The sequence below is a fragment of the Streptomyces sp. NPDC034103 genome (assembly GCF_055575395.1).
Genome location: NZ_JBVISS010000017.1, coordinates 1 through 14,633, shown reverse-complemented (window position 1 = coordinate 14,633; position 14,633 = coordinate 1). Strand labels below are relative to the sequence as shown.

The following is a 14,633-nucleotide window of genomic DNA, read 5'->3' as shown; positions in this document are numbered from 1 at the left end:
TGGGGACACCCCCGCGCGGCAAGCGAATAACCAGCACCGATGATTCAGCACCGAGAGGAGCCGACCGTGCAGCGGAAGGCGTACGTACCCGGCGCCGCGGCGCTTCTCGTCGCGTTGCTGGCCGGCTGCTCCGGCGGCTCGGGCGGCGGTGACATCGAGGACGACGCCAACCCCGGCGGCCCCGGCACCGCGTCCGCCGTGGCCGAACCCGGCCGGTACCGCACGCTCCCGGAGCCCTGCCGCACGGTCGGCCAGAGCACCCTCGACTCGCTGCTGCCCGGCATCCCGCAGATCGCGGACGAGACGCAGCGCGAGAAGGCGTACGAGGGCGAGCCGACGGTCACCTTCGACACGGACCGCAAGGTCGGCTGCCGTTGGAAGGTCGAGTCCACGGACGCCACGGACCGGCTGCTCGTCGATCTGGAGCGGGTGGTCTCGTACGACACCGCGGTGAGCGACGACAGCCAGGCGGAGGCGCTGTTCGGGCAGATGCAGGAGGCCGCCGACCTCCCCGAGCCCGTGACCTCGGAGTCGGTCCTGTCCGACGTGAGTTCCTCCGCGACCCCGAGCGCGTCCCCCTCCTCCACCGCCGACGACGCCCCCAGCGCCACCCCCTCCGATCTCCAGCCGCGTCTTCTGGACGACCTCGGCGACGAGGCGTACCTCGACGACGCGTTGAGCAGCTCCGGTTCGACGACTCGCCAGCGCACCGTGACTGTGGCGTTCCGCACGTCGAATGTGATCGTGACGATCGCCTACGAGGAGCAGCCGGCGACCGTCGGGATGGTCCCGGACAGCGAGGAAATGCAGGACAGGGCACGGAAACTGGCCTCTCAGCTGGCGGACGCACTGGCCGGCTGAGGGTCGCCCGGGCCGGTCGGCAATGGAGGCGAAGCAGAGCCGCACAGGTGTCCCACCGCGTACCGTGGCCCCTCGGACCCGTCCGACCGCAGGAGCACGAGCAGCGTCATGAGTGAAGGAACCATGCAGCGAGCAGCACAGCGAGACAACGGTGGCAAGCGCACGAACCGGCTCAACCGCGTTCTTCTCGGCGCGGCCGCAGTCCCGGTGATGCTGGTGGCGGCCGGATGTTCCTCGGACTCCGGTTCGGACGACGCGGGCGGCGCGAAGAGCGCCGAGACCTCGGTCTCCGCGAGCCCGTCGCCGACCGTGCAGGCGGCGGCGTACAGCTCGCTGCCGGACGCGTGCGACACCCTGTCGAAGGACACGCTCGGCGATCTCGTGCCGAAGGCCTCCAAGTCCGGCAAGCAGGGCACGTCGGATGATGTGGCGACGCGCGGCAGTTGCTCCTGGTCGAGCCTGGACAACAACGGCGTCAAGGGCTCCCAGTTCCGCTGGCTGAACGTCTCGCTGCTCCGTTTCGACTCGGACGCCACCCGCGGCGAGGGCGACAAGCTCGCGCAGGAGTACTTCGACAAGCAGGTCCAGGACGCCCAGGCGGTGGAGGGCGCGAAGGACGCCAAGGCCGCGCCGGTCACCGGTACCGGTGAGGCGGCGACGCTGGTGACGTACGAGCTGAAGAAGAAGGAAGGCACCTTCAAGCAGCAGACGCTGGTCACGCGCGTCGAGAACGTCGTCGTCACCATCGACTACAACGGCGCCGGTCTGGCCGGTGACAAGTCGCCGAGCGCCGACAGCCTGGCGAAGCTGGTGAAGAAGGCGGCCAAGGAGGCGGTGGCCTCGGTCACCAAGGCGAACGAGGGCGGCGGCACGGCCGGTTCGGCGAAGCCGTCGGAGTCCGCTTCCGGGTCGGGCTCCAAGTCCCCCTCGGCGTCCCCCTCCAAGTCCCCCTCGGCGTCCGCCTCCCCGTCCAGTTCGGCTGCGAAGAAGGCCTGACGACCGGGCTGCGAGGGACCGCCGGAAGGCTGACGTCCACTACCGGCCATCCGTGCGCCGCACGCATGTGCCACTCTGTTGCGCGCAACAACACGCAAGGGGAGGGGAGTACGGGTGGCCGCGCCAATGCAGCTGACTCGGACGCACCGCGTTCTCATCGGCGTGGTCGTGTTCGGCGCAGTGATCATCGCCGGCATCGGCTTCGCGGGTTCCTACGCGGCGGTCCGTGAACTGGCCCTGCAAAAGGGCTTCGGGAACTTCAGTTACGTCTTCCCGATCGGTATCGACGCGGGCATCTGTGTCCTGCTCGCCCTGGACCTCCTGCTGACCTGGATCCGCATACCGTTCCCGCTGCTGCGGCAGACGGCGTGGCTGCTGACGGCGGCCACGATCGCCTTCAACGGCGCGGCGGCCTGGCCGGATCCGCTCGGTGTGGGCATGCACGCGGTGATCCCGATCCTGTTCGTGGTCTCGGTGGAGGCCGCCCGGCACGCGATCGGCCGGATCGCCGACATCACCGCCGACAAGCACATGGAGGGCGTCCGCCTCACCCGCTGGCTGCTCTCCCCGCTGCCCACGTTCCTGCTGTGGCGCCGCATGAAGCTGTGGGAGCTGCGCTCCTACGAGCAGGTCATCAAGCTGGAGCAGGAGCGGCTGGTCTACCAGGCGCGGCTGCGCTCCCGCTTCGGCCGTGCCTGGCGCCGCAAGGCCCCGGTGGAGTCCCTGATGCCGCTGCGCCTGGCCCGCTACGGCGTCCCGCTGGCACAGACGGCCCCGGCGGGTCTGGCGGCGGCGGGCATAGAGCCCGCGCTGCTGCCGCCGGCGCCGCCGCAGGCGGAGGTCGCGGCCCCGGCCCCGCAGCGGGCCGTGGAGGCGCCGCCCGCCCCGCAGCGGCAGACGGCCCCGGCACCCGCTCCGGCTCCCGAGCCGGAGTACGAGCCGGTCCCGGAGGAGAGCCCCTGGTTCCAGACTCCTCAGCAGATCGAGTACCAGGGCGACTACGACCCCGCGTACGACCCGGACCAGTACGCCCAGTGGTACGCGGAACAAGAGCAGGCCGAGCAGTACCAGCAACGGCAGCAGCCGACGTACGCCGAGCCCTCCCCGGAGGAGACCGGCAGCTTTCCCATCCCGGTGAGCCCGAGCCGCACGCGCGAGCTCGGCGAGGGCGGCGGCAGCCCGGAGCCGGACGAGGAGGCCTACTACCAGGTCTTCAAGAAGTCGATAAGCGGCAGCGGCTACCCCACGCCGCGTGAGTTCAGCGAGAACGTCGAGGCCGAGTTCAGCCTGTTGCTCCCGCCGGACGAGGCCAAGCGCATGGTCAACCGCTTCACCAACCGCTACAACGCGGAGCTGGAAGAGGACCACATCGCCTGACCAGCACCCTCCCGTACGACGACGGGGGCGCCCGGTGAAACCACCGGGCGCCCCCGTCGTCGTCGTTGAAGGACCGGCGCCTACGCCCCGAGCAGGTTCCGCACCCGCTCCTGGCCCACCGCCAGCAGCAGCGTGGGCAGTCGGGGACCGGTGTCACGGCCCACTAGCAGGTGGTAGAGCAGCGCGAAGAAGGTCCGCTGGGCGGTCTTGATCTCCGGCGGCAGCTCCTTGGGCGTCGCGTCCGCGGAGAACCCGGCCTGCACCTTGGGCACGCCGTAGACGAGGTGGGTCAGCCCGTCGAGCGACCAGTGGTCGGCGAGCCCCTCCAGCAGCAGCCGCAGGGACTCCGCCGACGCCTCGTCCAGGGACTTCAGCAGCTCGGTGTCGGGCTCGTCGCGCACGATGGTCCGCTGGTCGGCGGGCACGTGCGTGTTGATCCAGGCCTCGGCCTTGTCGTACCGCGGCCGGGCCTCGGCCAGGGAGGTGAGCGGGTCGGCGGGGTCCAGCTCGCTGAGGATGCGCAGCGCCTGGTCCTCGTGCCCGGCGGTGATGTCCGCGACGGAGGCCAGCGTCCGGTACGGCAGCGGCCGGGCGGTCCGGGGCAGCTCGCCGCCGGCCGTGCGCACCGCGCGGGAGTGCGCGGCGACGTCGGCGGGCAGCGCGGACCCGTCGGCGACCTTGGCGTCCAGCTTGTCCCACTCGTCGTACAGCCGCTGGATCTCCTGGTCGAAGGCGATCTTGAAGGACTGGTTGGGGCGGCGGCGGGCGTACAGCCAGCGCAGCAGCTGCGGCTCCATGATGCGCAGCGCGTCGCCGGGGGTCGGCACGCCGCCCTTGGACGACGACATCTTCGCCATGCCGCTGATGCCCACGAAGGCGTACATGGGCCCGATGGGCTGCTGGCCGCCGAAGATCCCGACGATCTGCCCGCCCACCTGGAAGGAGGACCCGGGGGACGAGTGGTCGACACCGCTGGGCTCGAACACGACACCCTCGTACGCCCACCGCATCGGCCAGTCGACCTTCCAGACCAGCTTGCCGCGGTTGAACTCGTTCAGCCGGACGGTCTCGGAGAAGGCGCAGGCGTCGCAGGTGTACGTCAGCTCGGTGCTGTCGTCGTCGTACGCGGTGACGGTCGTCAGGTCCTTCTCGCAGTTGCCGCAGTACGGCTTGTACGGGAAGTATCCGGCGCTGCCGGAGGAGCCGTCGTCCTCGTCCGCGGCGCCGGAGCCCTCCGCGGCCTCCAGCTCGGCCTCGTCGACGGGCTTCTGCGACTGCTTCTTCGCGGGAGCCTTCTTGGTCCGGTACTGGTCGAGGATCGCGTCGATGTCCCCGCGGTGCCGCATGGCGTGCAGGATCTGCTCGCGGTACACCCCGGAGGTGTACTGCGCGGTCTGGCTGATCCCGTCGAACTCGACCCCGAGCTCGGCGAGCGCCTCGACCATGGCGGCCTTGAAGTGCTCGGCCCAGTTCGGGTACGCGGACCCCTTCGGCGCCGGCACCGAGGTCAGCGGCTTGCCGATGTGCTCGGCCCAGGAGTCGTCGATGCCCGCGATGCCGGCCGGCACCTTGCGGTAGCGGTCGTAGTCGTCCCAGGAGATCAGGTGCCGGACCTGGTGGCCGCGGCGCCGGATCTCGTCGGCGACCAGGTGCGGGGTCATGACCTCGCGCAGGTTCCCGAGGTGGATCGGCCCGGAGGGCGAGAGGCCGGAGGCGACGACGACCGGTTTGCCCGGGGCCCGACGCTCCGACTCCTCGATGACCTCATCCGCGAAACGGGAGACCCAGTCGGTGGTCTCGGTGCTCTGAGCCACGGGGCACGTCCTTCTTTCTCCTGAAGCAGCCGGTACGGTCTCCGGCCGACCCGGCCATTCTCCCAGCAAGCCCGGCAACAAGGAAAACGCCTTATCAGCCCCCACCCCCCGATAGGCGGCGCAGCCGCCTACTCAGGGGCGCGGGGCTGCATCGATATGCGGCTCCGCCGCGCGGGCGCGACAAGCCCCCACCGGACCCGCACCCGGCATCGATACCGAAAAACCCCTTTGCGACCCCGTGGGATACTGACGGGCACTGTCAATCCGGCCCCGACCAGAACGGCACCCACACCCATGGCCTCGGTCAAGTCCCTCACCGCTTCCGTAGAGCAGCAGCTCACGTCCGCGATCTCCGCCGTCCTGCCGGGGACCGACGTCGACCCGCTCCTCCGACGCAGCGACCGGGCCGACTACCAGGCCAACGGCATCCTCGCCCTCGCCAAGAAGAACAAGGCGAACCCCCGCGAGCTGGCCACGGACGTCGTCGCCCGCATCACCACCGGCGACGTGATCAAGGACGTCGAGGTCTCCGGCCCCGGCTTCCTCAACATCACCCTCACCGACAGGGCGATCATCGAGACGCTCGCCGCCCGCGCCGCCGACGGCGACCGGCTCGGCGTCCCCCTCAAGGACAACCCCGGCGTCACCGTCGTCGACTACGCCCAGCCCAACGTGGCCAAGGAGATGCACGTCGGCCACCTCCGCTCGGCGGTGATCGGCGACGCCCTGCGCTCCATGCTCGACTTCACCGGCGAGCGGACGATCGGCCGGCACCACATCGGCGACTGGGGCACCCAGTTCGGCATGCTCATCCAGTACCTGTTCGAGCACCCCGGCGAGCTGGCCCCGGCCGACGACGTCGACGGCGAGCAGGCCATGTCGAACCTGAACCGGGTGTACAAGGCCTCGCGCGCCGTCTTCGACGCGGACGAGGAGTTCAAGGAGCGCGCCCGCAGGCGGGTCGTCGCGCTCCAGTCCGGCGACAAGGAGACGCTGGAGCTCTGGCAGCAGTTCGTGGACGAGTCGAAGGTCTACTTCTACTCCGTCTTCGAGAAGCTGGACATGGAGATCCGGGACGACGAGATCGTCGGCGAGTCCGCCTACAACGACGGCATGCCCGAGACCGCCCGCCTCCTGGAGGAGATGGGCGTCGCGGAACGCTCCGACGGCGCACTCGTGGTCTTCTTCGACGAGATCCGCGGCAAGGACGACCAGCCGGTCCCGCTGATCGTGCAGAAGGCGGACGGCGGCTTCGGCTACGCGGCCTCCGACCTGACCGCGATCCGTAACCGTGTCGTCGACCTGCACGCCACCTCGCTGCTCTACGTCGTCGACGTACGCCAGTCCCTGCACTTCAGGATGGTCTTCGAGACGGCCCGCCGCGCCGGCTGGCTGACCGACGAGGTCACCGCGCACAACATGGGCTACGGCACCGTGCTGGGCGCGGACGGCAAGCCGTTCAAGACCCGTGAGGGCGAGACGGTCCGCCTGGAGGACCTGCTCGACGAGGCCGTGGAGCGCGCCACGGCCGTGGTCCGCGAGAAGGCCGAGAAGGTGGGCCTGACCGAGGAGGAGATCGTCGAGAACGGCCGGTACGTCGGCATCGGCGCCGTGAAGTACGCGGACCTGTCGACCTCGCCGAACCGTGACTACAAGTTCGACCTGGACCAGATGGTCTCGCTGAACGGCGACACCTCGGTCTACCTCCAGTACGCGTACGCCCGGATCAAGTCGATCCTCCGCAAGGCCGAGGGTGCGGACCCCGTCGCCCACCCGGAGCTCGAACTCGCCCCGGCGGAGCGGGCCCTGGGCCTGCACCTGGACGCGTTCGGCGAGCTGCTCGCGGAGGCGACGGCGGAGTACGCGCCGCACAAGCTGGCGGCGTACCTGTACCAATTGGCGTCGCTGTTCACCTCGTTCTACGACCAGTGCCCGGTGATCAAGCCGCGCCCGGCACAGGAGATCGTGGAGAACCGGCTGCTGCTGTGCGACCTGACCGCCCGCACGCTCCACCAGGGCATGGCCTTGCTGGGCATCCGGACGCCCGAGAAGCTCTGACTAGGTGAGCGCGACCCCGGCAGGGTGGACGAACTCGCACCACACCACCTTGCCGGGGTCGCGCTGTCCCACGCCCCACTTGTCGGCGAGCGCCGCGACCAGGAACAGCCCGCGGCCGCCCTCGCCGTCGCCGGGCAGCTCCGAGGCGTACGGCTCCCCGCCCCCGCTGTCGTGCACCTCGACCCGCACCACAGAGCCGTCGTAGCGCACCCGCAGCAGGAACCCCCGTCCCGGCGGCACGCCGTGCACGAGCGCGTTGGTCGCCAGTTCGCTCACACACAGCGACACGTCGTCGGCGCGCTCCCAGTCGGCCAGTTCCCAGTACGTCAGCGACCACCGGGCGAACCGCCTGGCCGCGGCGACGGAACGGCGGTCCCGGGCGTAGAACTGATCTCGCTGGTAGGGGATTTGACTGTCGTCGTTCACGGGAAGAATGTCGCGCAGGGTCACCGGTCGGCAGCAGCGAGTGGACCCGTACAGTTTTTTTGTACGGGCTCTCCCCCGGTGACGTACGGGTGCCCTGGGGGATTGAGACCAGCATGAGCGCGAAGAAGCCGCCGCGGCCGAAGAACCTGACCTCGATGAAGATGCTGGGCAAGCAACTGGGCGCGGCTCGCCGCGTCGCGGGCTACACGCAAGCCGCCCTGGCCGAACTCGTACGGGTCGACGACGAGACACTCGCGTCGATCGAGCAGGGCAGAAGGGCCCTCAAACCGGACCTCGCTGCCCGCCTGGACGACGCGCTCCAGACCAAGGGGATGCTGTCCGTGGGAGTGGCGAACCTGCCGGAGATCGACCAGTTCCCGATGTGGGCGGAGCTGTACATGGAGCATGAGCGGGAGGCGATCGCGCTGTCCCTGTATGCCAACCAGGTGCTGCCGGGCCTGCTCCAGACGCGGGCGTACGCGGAGACGGTGCTGCGGGAGCGGGTTCCGGCATACGACGAAGAGGAGATCGAGCCGAAGACGGTGGCGCGCGTCGAACGGCAGGAGATCCTGCACCGCAAGAGCCCGCCGACGCTCAGCTTCGTCATCTGGGAGCCCGTACTGAACCTGGGCATCGGAGGACCTCAGGTCCGCGAGGAACAGCTCCACCACCTGCGTGCGTGCGCCGAACTGCCCTGTGTGGCGCTCCAGTTCCTGCCTTACGATTGCCCCTCCCACGCAGGGCTCGCGGGCCCCTTCGTGCTCCTGGAAACCCCCGACCACCAGCACTTGGCCTACATCGAAGGCCAACGCGGCAGCCAGTGGGTTTCCGACGCGGATGAGGTGTCCAGGCTCGCGCGCAAGTATGCGATGCTGCGAGCACAGGCCTTGTCCCCCTTGGAGTCGAAGGGCCTGCTGGACCGTCTGCTAGGAGAGCAATGAGGACCGAGGCACTTCAGTGGTTCAAGTCGACCTACAGCAGCGACGAAGGCGGCGAATGCCTCGAAGTCGCCCACGCCGAGAGCACGGTCCACGTCCGCGACTCCAAGACGCCCGACGGCCCCACCTTCCAGGTGAACGCGACGGCCTGGACGGCCTTCCTCGCCGCCACCCCGGTCGTCTAGGCCCGAACTCCCGCCCCCGCGCTGCCCGTTCCTCCGGGTCGGCGTCCCAGTACGTACACGCGTGAGAAGGGCGCCGTCTCCGCGGACCGCTTCCGCAGGGCTTTGATGTCCGTGCCCGGCGGCCACTTGGTCCCCTCGGACCAGTGAATGCCGGTCAGGGCGGGGTCGTTGGGGCGGGCGGCGGTGAGGTCCGCGTCGGTGAAGTCGTCCAGCGCGCCGTCGAGGAGGGCGAGGACGAGGTCCTCCGGGGCGGCGAGACCGAGGCGGTGGGCCGCTTCGAGGGCGACCGCGTCGGCGAGGGGACGGACGTCCAGCTCCAGGCCCCGGACCCGGCCGGCGTTGCGGGAGCGGGCGGCTTCGTCGAGGGCGGCGGCGACCTCGACGGCATGGTCGCGGCGCAGGGCGGCACGGCCGAGGTCGTGAACGAGGGCGCGGGCGAAGACGCTGGCGAGGGCGAGGACGGACCGGACCTCGCGGGTGGGGGCGGCGTCGAGGTCGAAGTTGCGGGCGCGGGCGAAGTCCTGGGCGAGTCCGGCGTACCGCTCGCCGTGGTCGCCCTCGGCGTCCTGGGAGAGGTCGTCGACGAGGACGAGCGCCCGTACGAGCAGCTCACCGACGACACAGGCGGCGATCACGGGGTCCTTGCGCAGGGCCAGCCGCCGCTCGGCGGGGAGCGCGCGCAGGGTCCCGGCGACATCCGCCTGCGCCGGCCAACGCGACGCCACGGGACCCTCCGTACCGGGGTCCGCCGTGCCGCCCTCGACGTCCGGTGCGAGTCCCGGGCCGCGTTCGGCGTCCTCGGCCCCCCGGGCCAGCGCCCGCACCTCGCGCAGCCCCGCGTCCACGTCGAGGAACCGGGACAGCCGGTCGAGCGCCCCGCCGTGTCCGCGCCGCTTCCGTGACCCGGCCTCGGCCGCCTCCGGCCCGTGCGGCAGGCCGGTGGCCGCGGGCCCCTTCTCGACCGGGCTCTTCTCCTCCGGGCCCTCCCCCGGCCCCTCCTCGGCCCGCATGACGTGCCGCAGGAACTCTTGGTAGGCGACCTGGTAGGCCCAGCTCGCGGGGGACTTGATGTCCCGCCACTGCCGGTAGGCCCCGATCATGGTGTCCCGCACGAACTCACCGGCCCGGTCGACCGGCGCACCCTGGTGGACGAGATACGCGGTCAGCCTCGGCACGCAGGCGCGGTAGAAGCGGCCGAACGCCTCCTCGTCCTCGGACGACAGACCGTACGACGGATACCCGCCCCGCTCCCGCGGGGCCCCCACGCCCCCGCCGACCGGCAGCGGCTCCCTGGAGTCCCCGGCCTCGTCCACCGGCGGGCCCGCATCCTTCACGCCGTCTCCCTCCGGTCGGGGTCACACTGGCAGCGTGCCCGTTCCCGCGCACGGCGTCTGGCCCACCGTAACCTCAACTCCTGTCCGGACAGGACGACTACGGCAATCCCCGGCCCCACGCGCCCCACGTGCACCACGGGTCGCGAGATCTTCGCGGGCCGTTGTCAGTGGCGGCCCCTACAGTCGTCGCCATGGCAACGCTCCCCAACCCGCTGCCGAGGCTGGCCGACCTCGGTCTCGCCCTCCCGCCGGGCAAGTTGATCGACATGACCGTCGAGGGCCCCTGGTCCGAGCCCCTGCTCTGGCTGGCCGACGCCCAGGCGACCCCGGGCACCTGGTCCGCCCTCCGGCGGGCGGCGCGCGCGGTGGGTCTGCTGCCGGTGCTGGTGGACACCGGGCGGGGCCATGGGGGCCCTGCGGAATGGGAGTTGATGCCGGGCGAGATGTCCTATCCGGGTGACCATGACCCGGAGGAGGTGCTGGCCGACTACTGGGAGGCGTGCGGCACGGAAGAGGAGGGCGCCTGGCCCGGCCTGGCGGAGCCGACCCCCGCGTCCGTCGCCGACCCGGACGCGGTGGCGAGCGGCATCGCCGACGGTCTCTGCGCCGGCGGCGGCCCGCTCAAGGAACCCCGCCTGGCCCTGGTCCCCGCCCGCCACAGCGCGGACATCCCGACGGTGCTCGGCTGGTCGGGCGCGGTGAACCACGACCAGGACACGGCACACCTGAGCTCGGTGCTCCGCTCCTGGGAGGACCGCTTCGGCATCCGGGTCGTGGCGCTCGGCTTCGACCACCTCGTGCTCTCCGTCGCGGCCCCGCCAAGGACGCTCCCCGAGGCGGAGGCGGTGGCCGCCGAGCACTTCGCGTTCTGCCCGGACACCATCTGGCAGGGCCCCGACCCGACCCTGGAGGCCTACGCCGCCCGCCAGTTGCCGGACCAGCCGGTCTGGTCCTTCTGGTGGGACTGAGGAGGCCCTGGAGGGACCGGGGATGTCCTAGCGGGACCGGAGGGCGCCGCTCCGCCGGTCCGGGGGGACATCGATCCCGAACTCCTCGGCCAGCAGCCGCGTGACCTCCTCCTCGGCCACCTCCCGCTTGCTGACGGTGCCGTCGGGGGAGGTCACGATCAACTCGCGGCCGGACAGGAGCACATGCCGGTCACCGTCCAGACGCTGCACGTACGGGCGCTGGGTGAACGGCGATCGGGGGCTGGTCGCGACGAACCAGTTGAACACCTCGAAGTCGGGCGCCTCGGCAGGGTCCAGCGTGAAGGCGTACTGCCGCCGCCAACCGCCCTCCCACGCCGGGCCCGGCTCGAAGGCCTCCAGCACCCACAGGTCCAGCGGCCCCCGGTGCGTGACCCGCGCCAACCGGTGCCGCCGGCCCGCCCCCTCGAACTCCTCACCGGACACCACCGGGATGGGCTCCAGCAGCGCGCCGACCGCCCCGAAGCCGACGTCGGCGAGGTAGGGCCGGGTCTCCCCCGGCGCCTCCACCAGCAGGGTCATATGAGTGCGCGGACGGCTGAGCAACCCGTCATCACCGACCAGGACACGCGCCGACAGCCGGGTGACCCCGAAGCCCAGTGCCTCCAGGGCGGTCAGGAAAAGGGTGTTGTGCTCGTAGCAGTAGCCCCCGCGCCGGCTGCGGACCAGCTTCTCCAGCAGATCACCGGGTTCGAGCGAGGGCGCCGTACCGTGCACGGCGTCCAGGTTCTCGAAGGGGATCGTGCGCGCGTGCGCGAGGTGCAGCCCCCGCAGGGTCGCCGCGTCGGGGACCCTGCTCCCTTCCCACCCGATCCGGCCGAGGTACGCGTCGAGGTCGAACTCCACTGTGTCGGACATGCCTCAACCCTAGGCACACGGCCCCACCTCGTCGGCAGCCCCCGGCCCCAACCGCACCCCTCCTTGAGTCCTAGGACCGAAGGCCCACACCCATCCTCCGCAGCCCCTCCGCGATCCGCTCCGGCGTCTCGGTGACGAAGCAGAGCCGCAGTGTCGTCCGGTCGGCCTCGCCCGCGTGGAAGGGCGCCCCCGGCACATAGGCGACGTCGTGGCGCACGACCTCGGGCAACAGGGCGGTGGTGTCGTACCCCGAGGGCAGCCGCGCCCACAGGAACATGCCGCCCTCGGGCCGGTTCCAGACGGCCCCCTCCGGCAGGGCCGCCGCCAGCCCCGCCAGCATGGCGTCCCGCCGCTCCCGGTACACGCCCGCGACCCGGGCCACGTGCGCGTCGAGGTCCCGGTCCGTCAGATACCGGGCGGCGGCCAGCTGGTTGACGGTCGGGGTGTGCAGGTCGGCGGCCTGCTTGGCCACGACACAGGCCCGCCGCACCTCGGCGGGCGCCCGCAGCCAGCCCAGCCGCAGCCCCGGCGCCATCACCTTGGAGAAGGAGCCGAGCAGCACCGTACGGTCGGCCGCCGCCTCGTAGGAGGCGATCCAGGGCAGCCGTACTCCATCGAACCGCAGCTCCCCGTACGGATCGTCCTCGACGATCCACACCCCCCACCGCCCCGCCACCTCCGCGACGGCGGCCCGCCGCTCGGCGGACATGGTCCGTCCGCTGGGGTTCTGGAAGGTGGGCACGGTGTAGAACAGCTTGGGCCGCTCCCGCCGCACCAGCTCGGCCAGGGCCTCGACGTCCGGCCCCTCGGCGTCCCCCGGCACGGCGACGACCCGGGCCCCGGCGAGCCCGAAGACCTGAAGTGCGGCCAGATAACAGGGGTCTTCGACGAGCACGCAGTCCCCGGGCTCGACGAGCGCGGCGGCGACCAGCGACAACCCCTGCTGCGACCCGGTGGTCACCAGCAGCTCCTCACCCCCGGTGACCAGCCCCCTCCCGCTCATCCGCCGGGCCAGCGCCTCCCGCAGCCCGGGCTCCCCCTCGGTGGTGGAGTACTGGAGGGCCTGCCCCGGCATCTCCTCCAGCACATACCGGAACGCGGCCGCGACCCCCTCCCGGTCGAACAGCTCGGGAGCGGGCAGCCCGCCGGCGAAGTTGACGACCTCGGGCCGCGAGGTGACGGCGAGAATCTCCCGCACCGCCGACCCCCCGACGGACCGGACCCGGGAGGCGAGCGAAGGCGCGGAGACAGCAGCAGATGTCATGCCAGCACCCTAAAAAAATAAGTGCCGCCTACAAGCAGGTTTCCAGAATCCGGGACACACGTCCCACACCCCTCCCCCGGGACGGAAAATCCCCGCAGGTCAGAGCCCTCTCATCCCCACCCCGTCCCAAATCCCCGCCCACGTATGGCGATCGAACCCACCCACCCCCAGGCTGAGGCCACTCCCGAAAGCCCGACCCACGGAGCCCCCATGCCCACCCCCACCCCACGCCTGAAGAGGCCGAAGGCCCCGGCCACCCTCCTAGTCCCCCTCACCCTCACCTTGGCCCTCACCCTCACGGGCTGCGAGGACGGCAAGGGCCTGAGGGACGAAGGCCCGTCAACCTCCACGACCGTGCCGGCAGGACCTAACGAGCCGCCAGCATCCGAGCAGCCTCGACAGCCCAGTAGGTGAGGATGTTCTGCGCCCCGGCCCGCTTGATCCCGGTCAGCGTCTCCAGGATGGCCCGGTCCCGGTCGATCCAGCCCTTCTCGGCGGCGGCCTCGACCATCGAGTACTCGCCGGAGATCTGATAGGCGGCCACCGGCACGTCCACCGAGTCGGCGACCCGCGCCAGGATGTCGAGATAGGGCCCGGCAGGCTTCACCATCACCATGTCGGCCCCCTCCTCCAGATCGAGGGCCAACTCCCGCAACGACTCCCGCACATTGGCGGGGTCCTGCTGATAGGTCTTCCGGTCCCCCCGCAGCGAGGACCCGACGGCCTCCCGGAACGGCCCGTAGAAGGCGGAGGCGTACTTCGCGGTGTAGGCGAGGATCGCCACGTCCTCCCGCCCGATCTGGTCGAGCGCGTCGCGGACGACCCCGACCTGCCCGTCCATCATCCCGCTGGGCCCGACGACATGGGCTCCGGCATCGGCCTGCACCTGGGCCATCTCGGCGTACCGCTCCAGGGTGGCGTCGTTGTCGACCCGCCCCGACGCGTCGATCACCCCACAGTGCCCGTGGTCGGTGGTCTCGTCGAGACACAGATCGGACATCACCAACAGCTCGTCCCCGACCTCGGCCCGCACATCCCGCAGCGCCACCTGCAAAATCCCGTCCGGATCGGTCCCCGGCGTCCCCAGCGCGTCCTTCTTGGACTCCTCGGGCACCCCGAACAGCATGATCCCGGAGATCCCCGCCTCGACCGCCTCGGCAGCGGCCTTCTTCAGGCTCTCCCGGGTGTGCTGCACCACGCCCGGCATGGCCCCGATCGGCACCGGCTCACTGATCCCCTCGCGCACGAACGCGGGAAGGATGAAGTCAGCGGCATGCAACCGGGTCTCGGCCACCATCCGTCGCATGACAGGAGAGGTCCGCAGCCGCCGCGGCCGACTGCCGGGAAAGGTTCCGTACGTCGTCATCCCCCTACGCTACGCCCGCCCCCCACCCCCCTTTACCGACGCAACGTCGGCCGCCGGGACGCCCCCCGAGCCCTCCTCGCCCCCGCCGCCCCTACCCGTCCCATCCCCAGGGGCGCTGCCCCTTCAACCCCGCCCAAACCCTGGGGGCTGCGCCCCCAGACCCCCATCGG

General features: G+C 71.2%; 13 protein-coding genes. 7 read left to right on the top strand and 6 right to left on the bottom strand.

Annotation, left to right across the window (positions count from 1 at the left end; all coding sequences use genetic code 11):
* Positions 1-66: 66 nt before the first annotated feature.
* The 3 genes from ACZ56U_RS32685 (at position 67) to ACZ56U_RS32675 (ending at position 3,234) form a co-directional block, all read left to right on the top strand.
* On the top strand, positions 67-861 hold the full coding sequence (locus ACZ56U_RS32685; protein ID WP_469087696.1) for a DUF3558 domain-containing protein: 795 nt from the start codon (positions 67-69) through the stop codon (positions 859-861).
* 108 nt (positions 862-969) lie between these two features.
* A complete protein-coding gene (locus ACZ56U_RS32680) occupies positions 970-1,857 on the top strand; it encodes a DUF3558 family protein (RefSeq protein WP_469087543.1) in 888 nt (295 codons plus the stop codon).
* Positions 1,858-1,983: 126 nt separating this feature from the next.
* Positions 1,984-3,234 (top strand): DUF2637 domain-containing protein, encoded by a 1,251-nt coding sequence (locus ACZ56U_RS32675; RefSeq protein ID WP_469087542.1) that lies wholly within the window; start codon positions 1,984-1,986, stop codon positions 3,232-3,234.
* A gap of 80 nt (positions 3,235-3,314) precedes the next feature.
* On the opposite strand, the gene lysS is transcribed toward ACZ56U_RS32675, so the two are convergent.
* The gene (gene lysS, locus ACZ56U_RS32670; protein ID WP_469087541.1) at positions 3,315-5,048 is read right to left on the bottom strand and encodes a lysine--tRNA ligase; all 1,734 of its coding nucleotides are present in this window, start codon (positions 5,046-5,048) and stop codon (positions 3,315-3,317) included.
* A gap of 294 nt (positions 5,049-5,342) precedes the next feature.
* On the opposite strand from lysS, the gene argS reads away from it, so the two are divergent.
* On the top strand, positions 5,343-7,106 hold the full coding sequence (argS, locus tag ACZ56U_RS32665; protein ID WP_469087540.1) for an arginine--tRNA ligase: 1,764 nt from the start codon (positions 5,343-5,345) through the stop codon (positions 7,104-7,106).
* On the opposite strand, the gene ACZ56U_RS32660 is transcribed toward argS, so the two are convergent.
* Entirely contained in the window at positions 7,107-7,532 is a 426-nt protein-coding gene (locus tag ACZ56U_RS32660; RefSeq protein ID WP_469087539.1) for an ATP-binding protein, read from the bottom strand.
* Between the two features lie 113 nt (positions 7,533-7,645).
* Between ACZ56U_RS32660 and ACZ56U_RS32655 the strand changes: the two genes are divergently transcribed.
* Together ACZ56U_RS32655 and ACZ56U_RS32650 are read left to right on the top strand one after the other, a co-directional pair.
* Positions 7,646-8,473, top strand: coding sequence for a helix-turn-helix domain-containing protein (locus ACZ56U_RS32655; RefSeq protein WP_469087538.1), 828 nt, complete (start codon positions 7,646-7,648; stop codon positions 8,471-8,473).
* Positions 8,470-8,655, top strand: a complete 186-nt coding sequence (locus ACZ56U_RS32650) for a DUF397 domain-containing protein (RefSeq protein ID WP_469087537.1) — start codon at positions 8,470-8,472, stop codon at positions 8,653-8,655. Before ACZ56U_RS32655 ends, ACZ56U_RS32650 begins: the two co-directional genes overlap by 4 nt.
* Here the strand turns inward: ACZ56U_RS32650 and ACZ56U_RS32645 are convergent.
* A complete protein-coding gene (locus ACZ56U_RS32645; protein ID WP_469087536.1) occupies positions 8,652-9,989 on the bottom strand; it encodes an RNA polymerase sigma factor in 1,338 nt (445 codons plus the stop codon). The two genes, ACZ56U_RS32650 and ACZ56U_RS32645, sit on opposite strands and share 4 nt — an antisense overlap.
* Before the next feature lie 191 nt (positions 9,990-10,180).
* Between ACZ56U_RS32645 and ACZ56U_RS32640 the strand changes: the two genes are divergently transcribed.
* On the top strand, positions 10,181-10,957 hold the full coding sequence (locus tag ACZ56U_RS32640) for a DUF4253 domain-containing protein (RefSeq protein ID WP_469087535.1): 777 nt from the start codon (positions 10,181-10,183) through the stop codon (positions 10,955-10,957).
* A gap of 27 nt (positions 10,958-10,984) precedes the next feature.
* On the opposite strand, the gene ACZ56U_RS32635 is transcribed toward ACZ56U_RS32640, so the two are convergent.
* The 3 genes from ACZ56U_RS32635 to hemB all read right to left on the bottom strand — a co-directional run bounded on the left by ACZ56U_RS32635 (position 10,985) and on the right by hemB (position 14,463).
* Positions 10,985-11,833, bottom strand: coding sequence for an arylamine N-acetyltransferase family protein (locus ACZ56U_RS32635; protein WP_469087534.1), 849 nt, complete (start codon positions 11,831-11,833; stop codon positions 10,985-10,987).
* A 70-nt stretch (positions 11,834-11,903) separates the two neighbouring features.
* Positions 11,904-13,097 (bottom strand): aminotransferase-like domain-containing protein, encoded by a 1,194-nt coding sequence (locus tag ACZ56U_RS32630; RefSeq protein WP_469087533.1) that lies wholly within the window; start codon positions 13,095-13,097, stop codon positions 11,904-11,906.
* Between the two features lie 367 nt (positions 13,098-13,464).
* On the bottom strand, positions 13,465-14,463 hold the full coding sequence (gene hemB, locus ACZ56U_RS32625; protein ID WP_469087532.1) for a porphobilinogen synthase: 999 nt from the start codon (positions 14,461-14,463) through the stop codon (positions 13,465-13,467).
* Positions 14,464-14,633 lie beyond the last annotated feature (170 nt).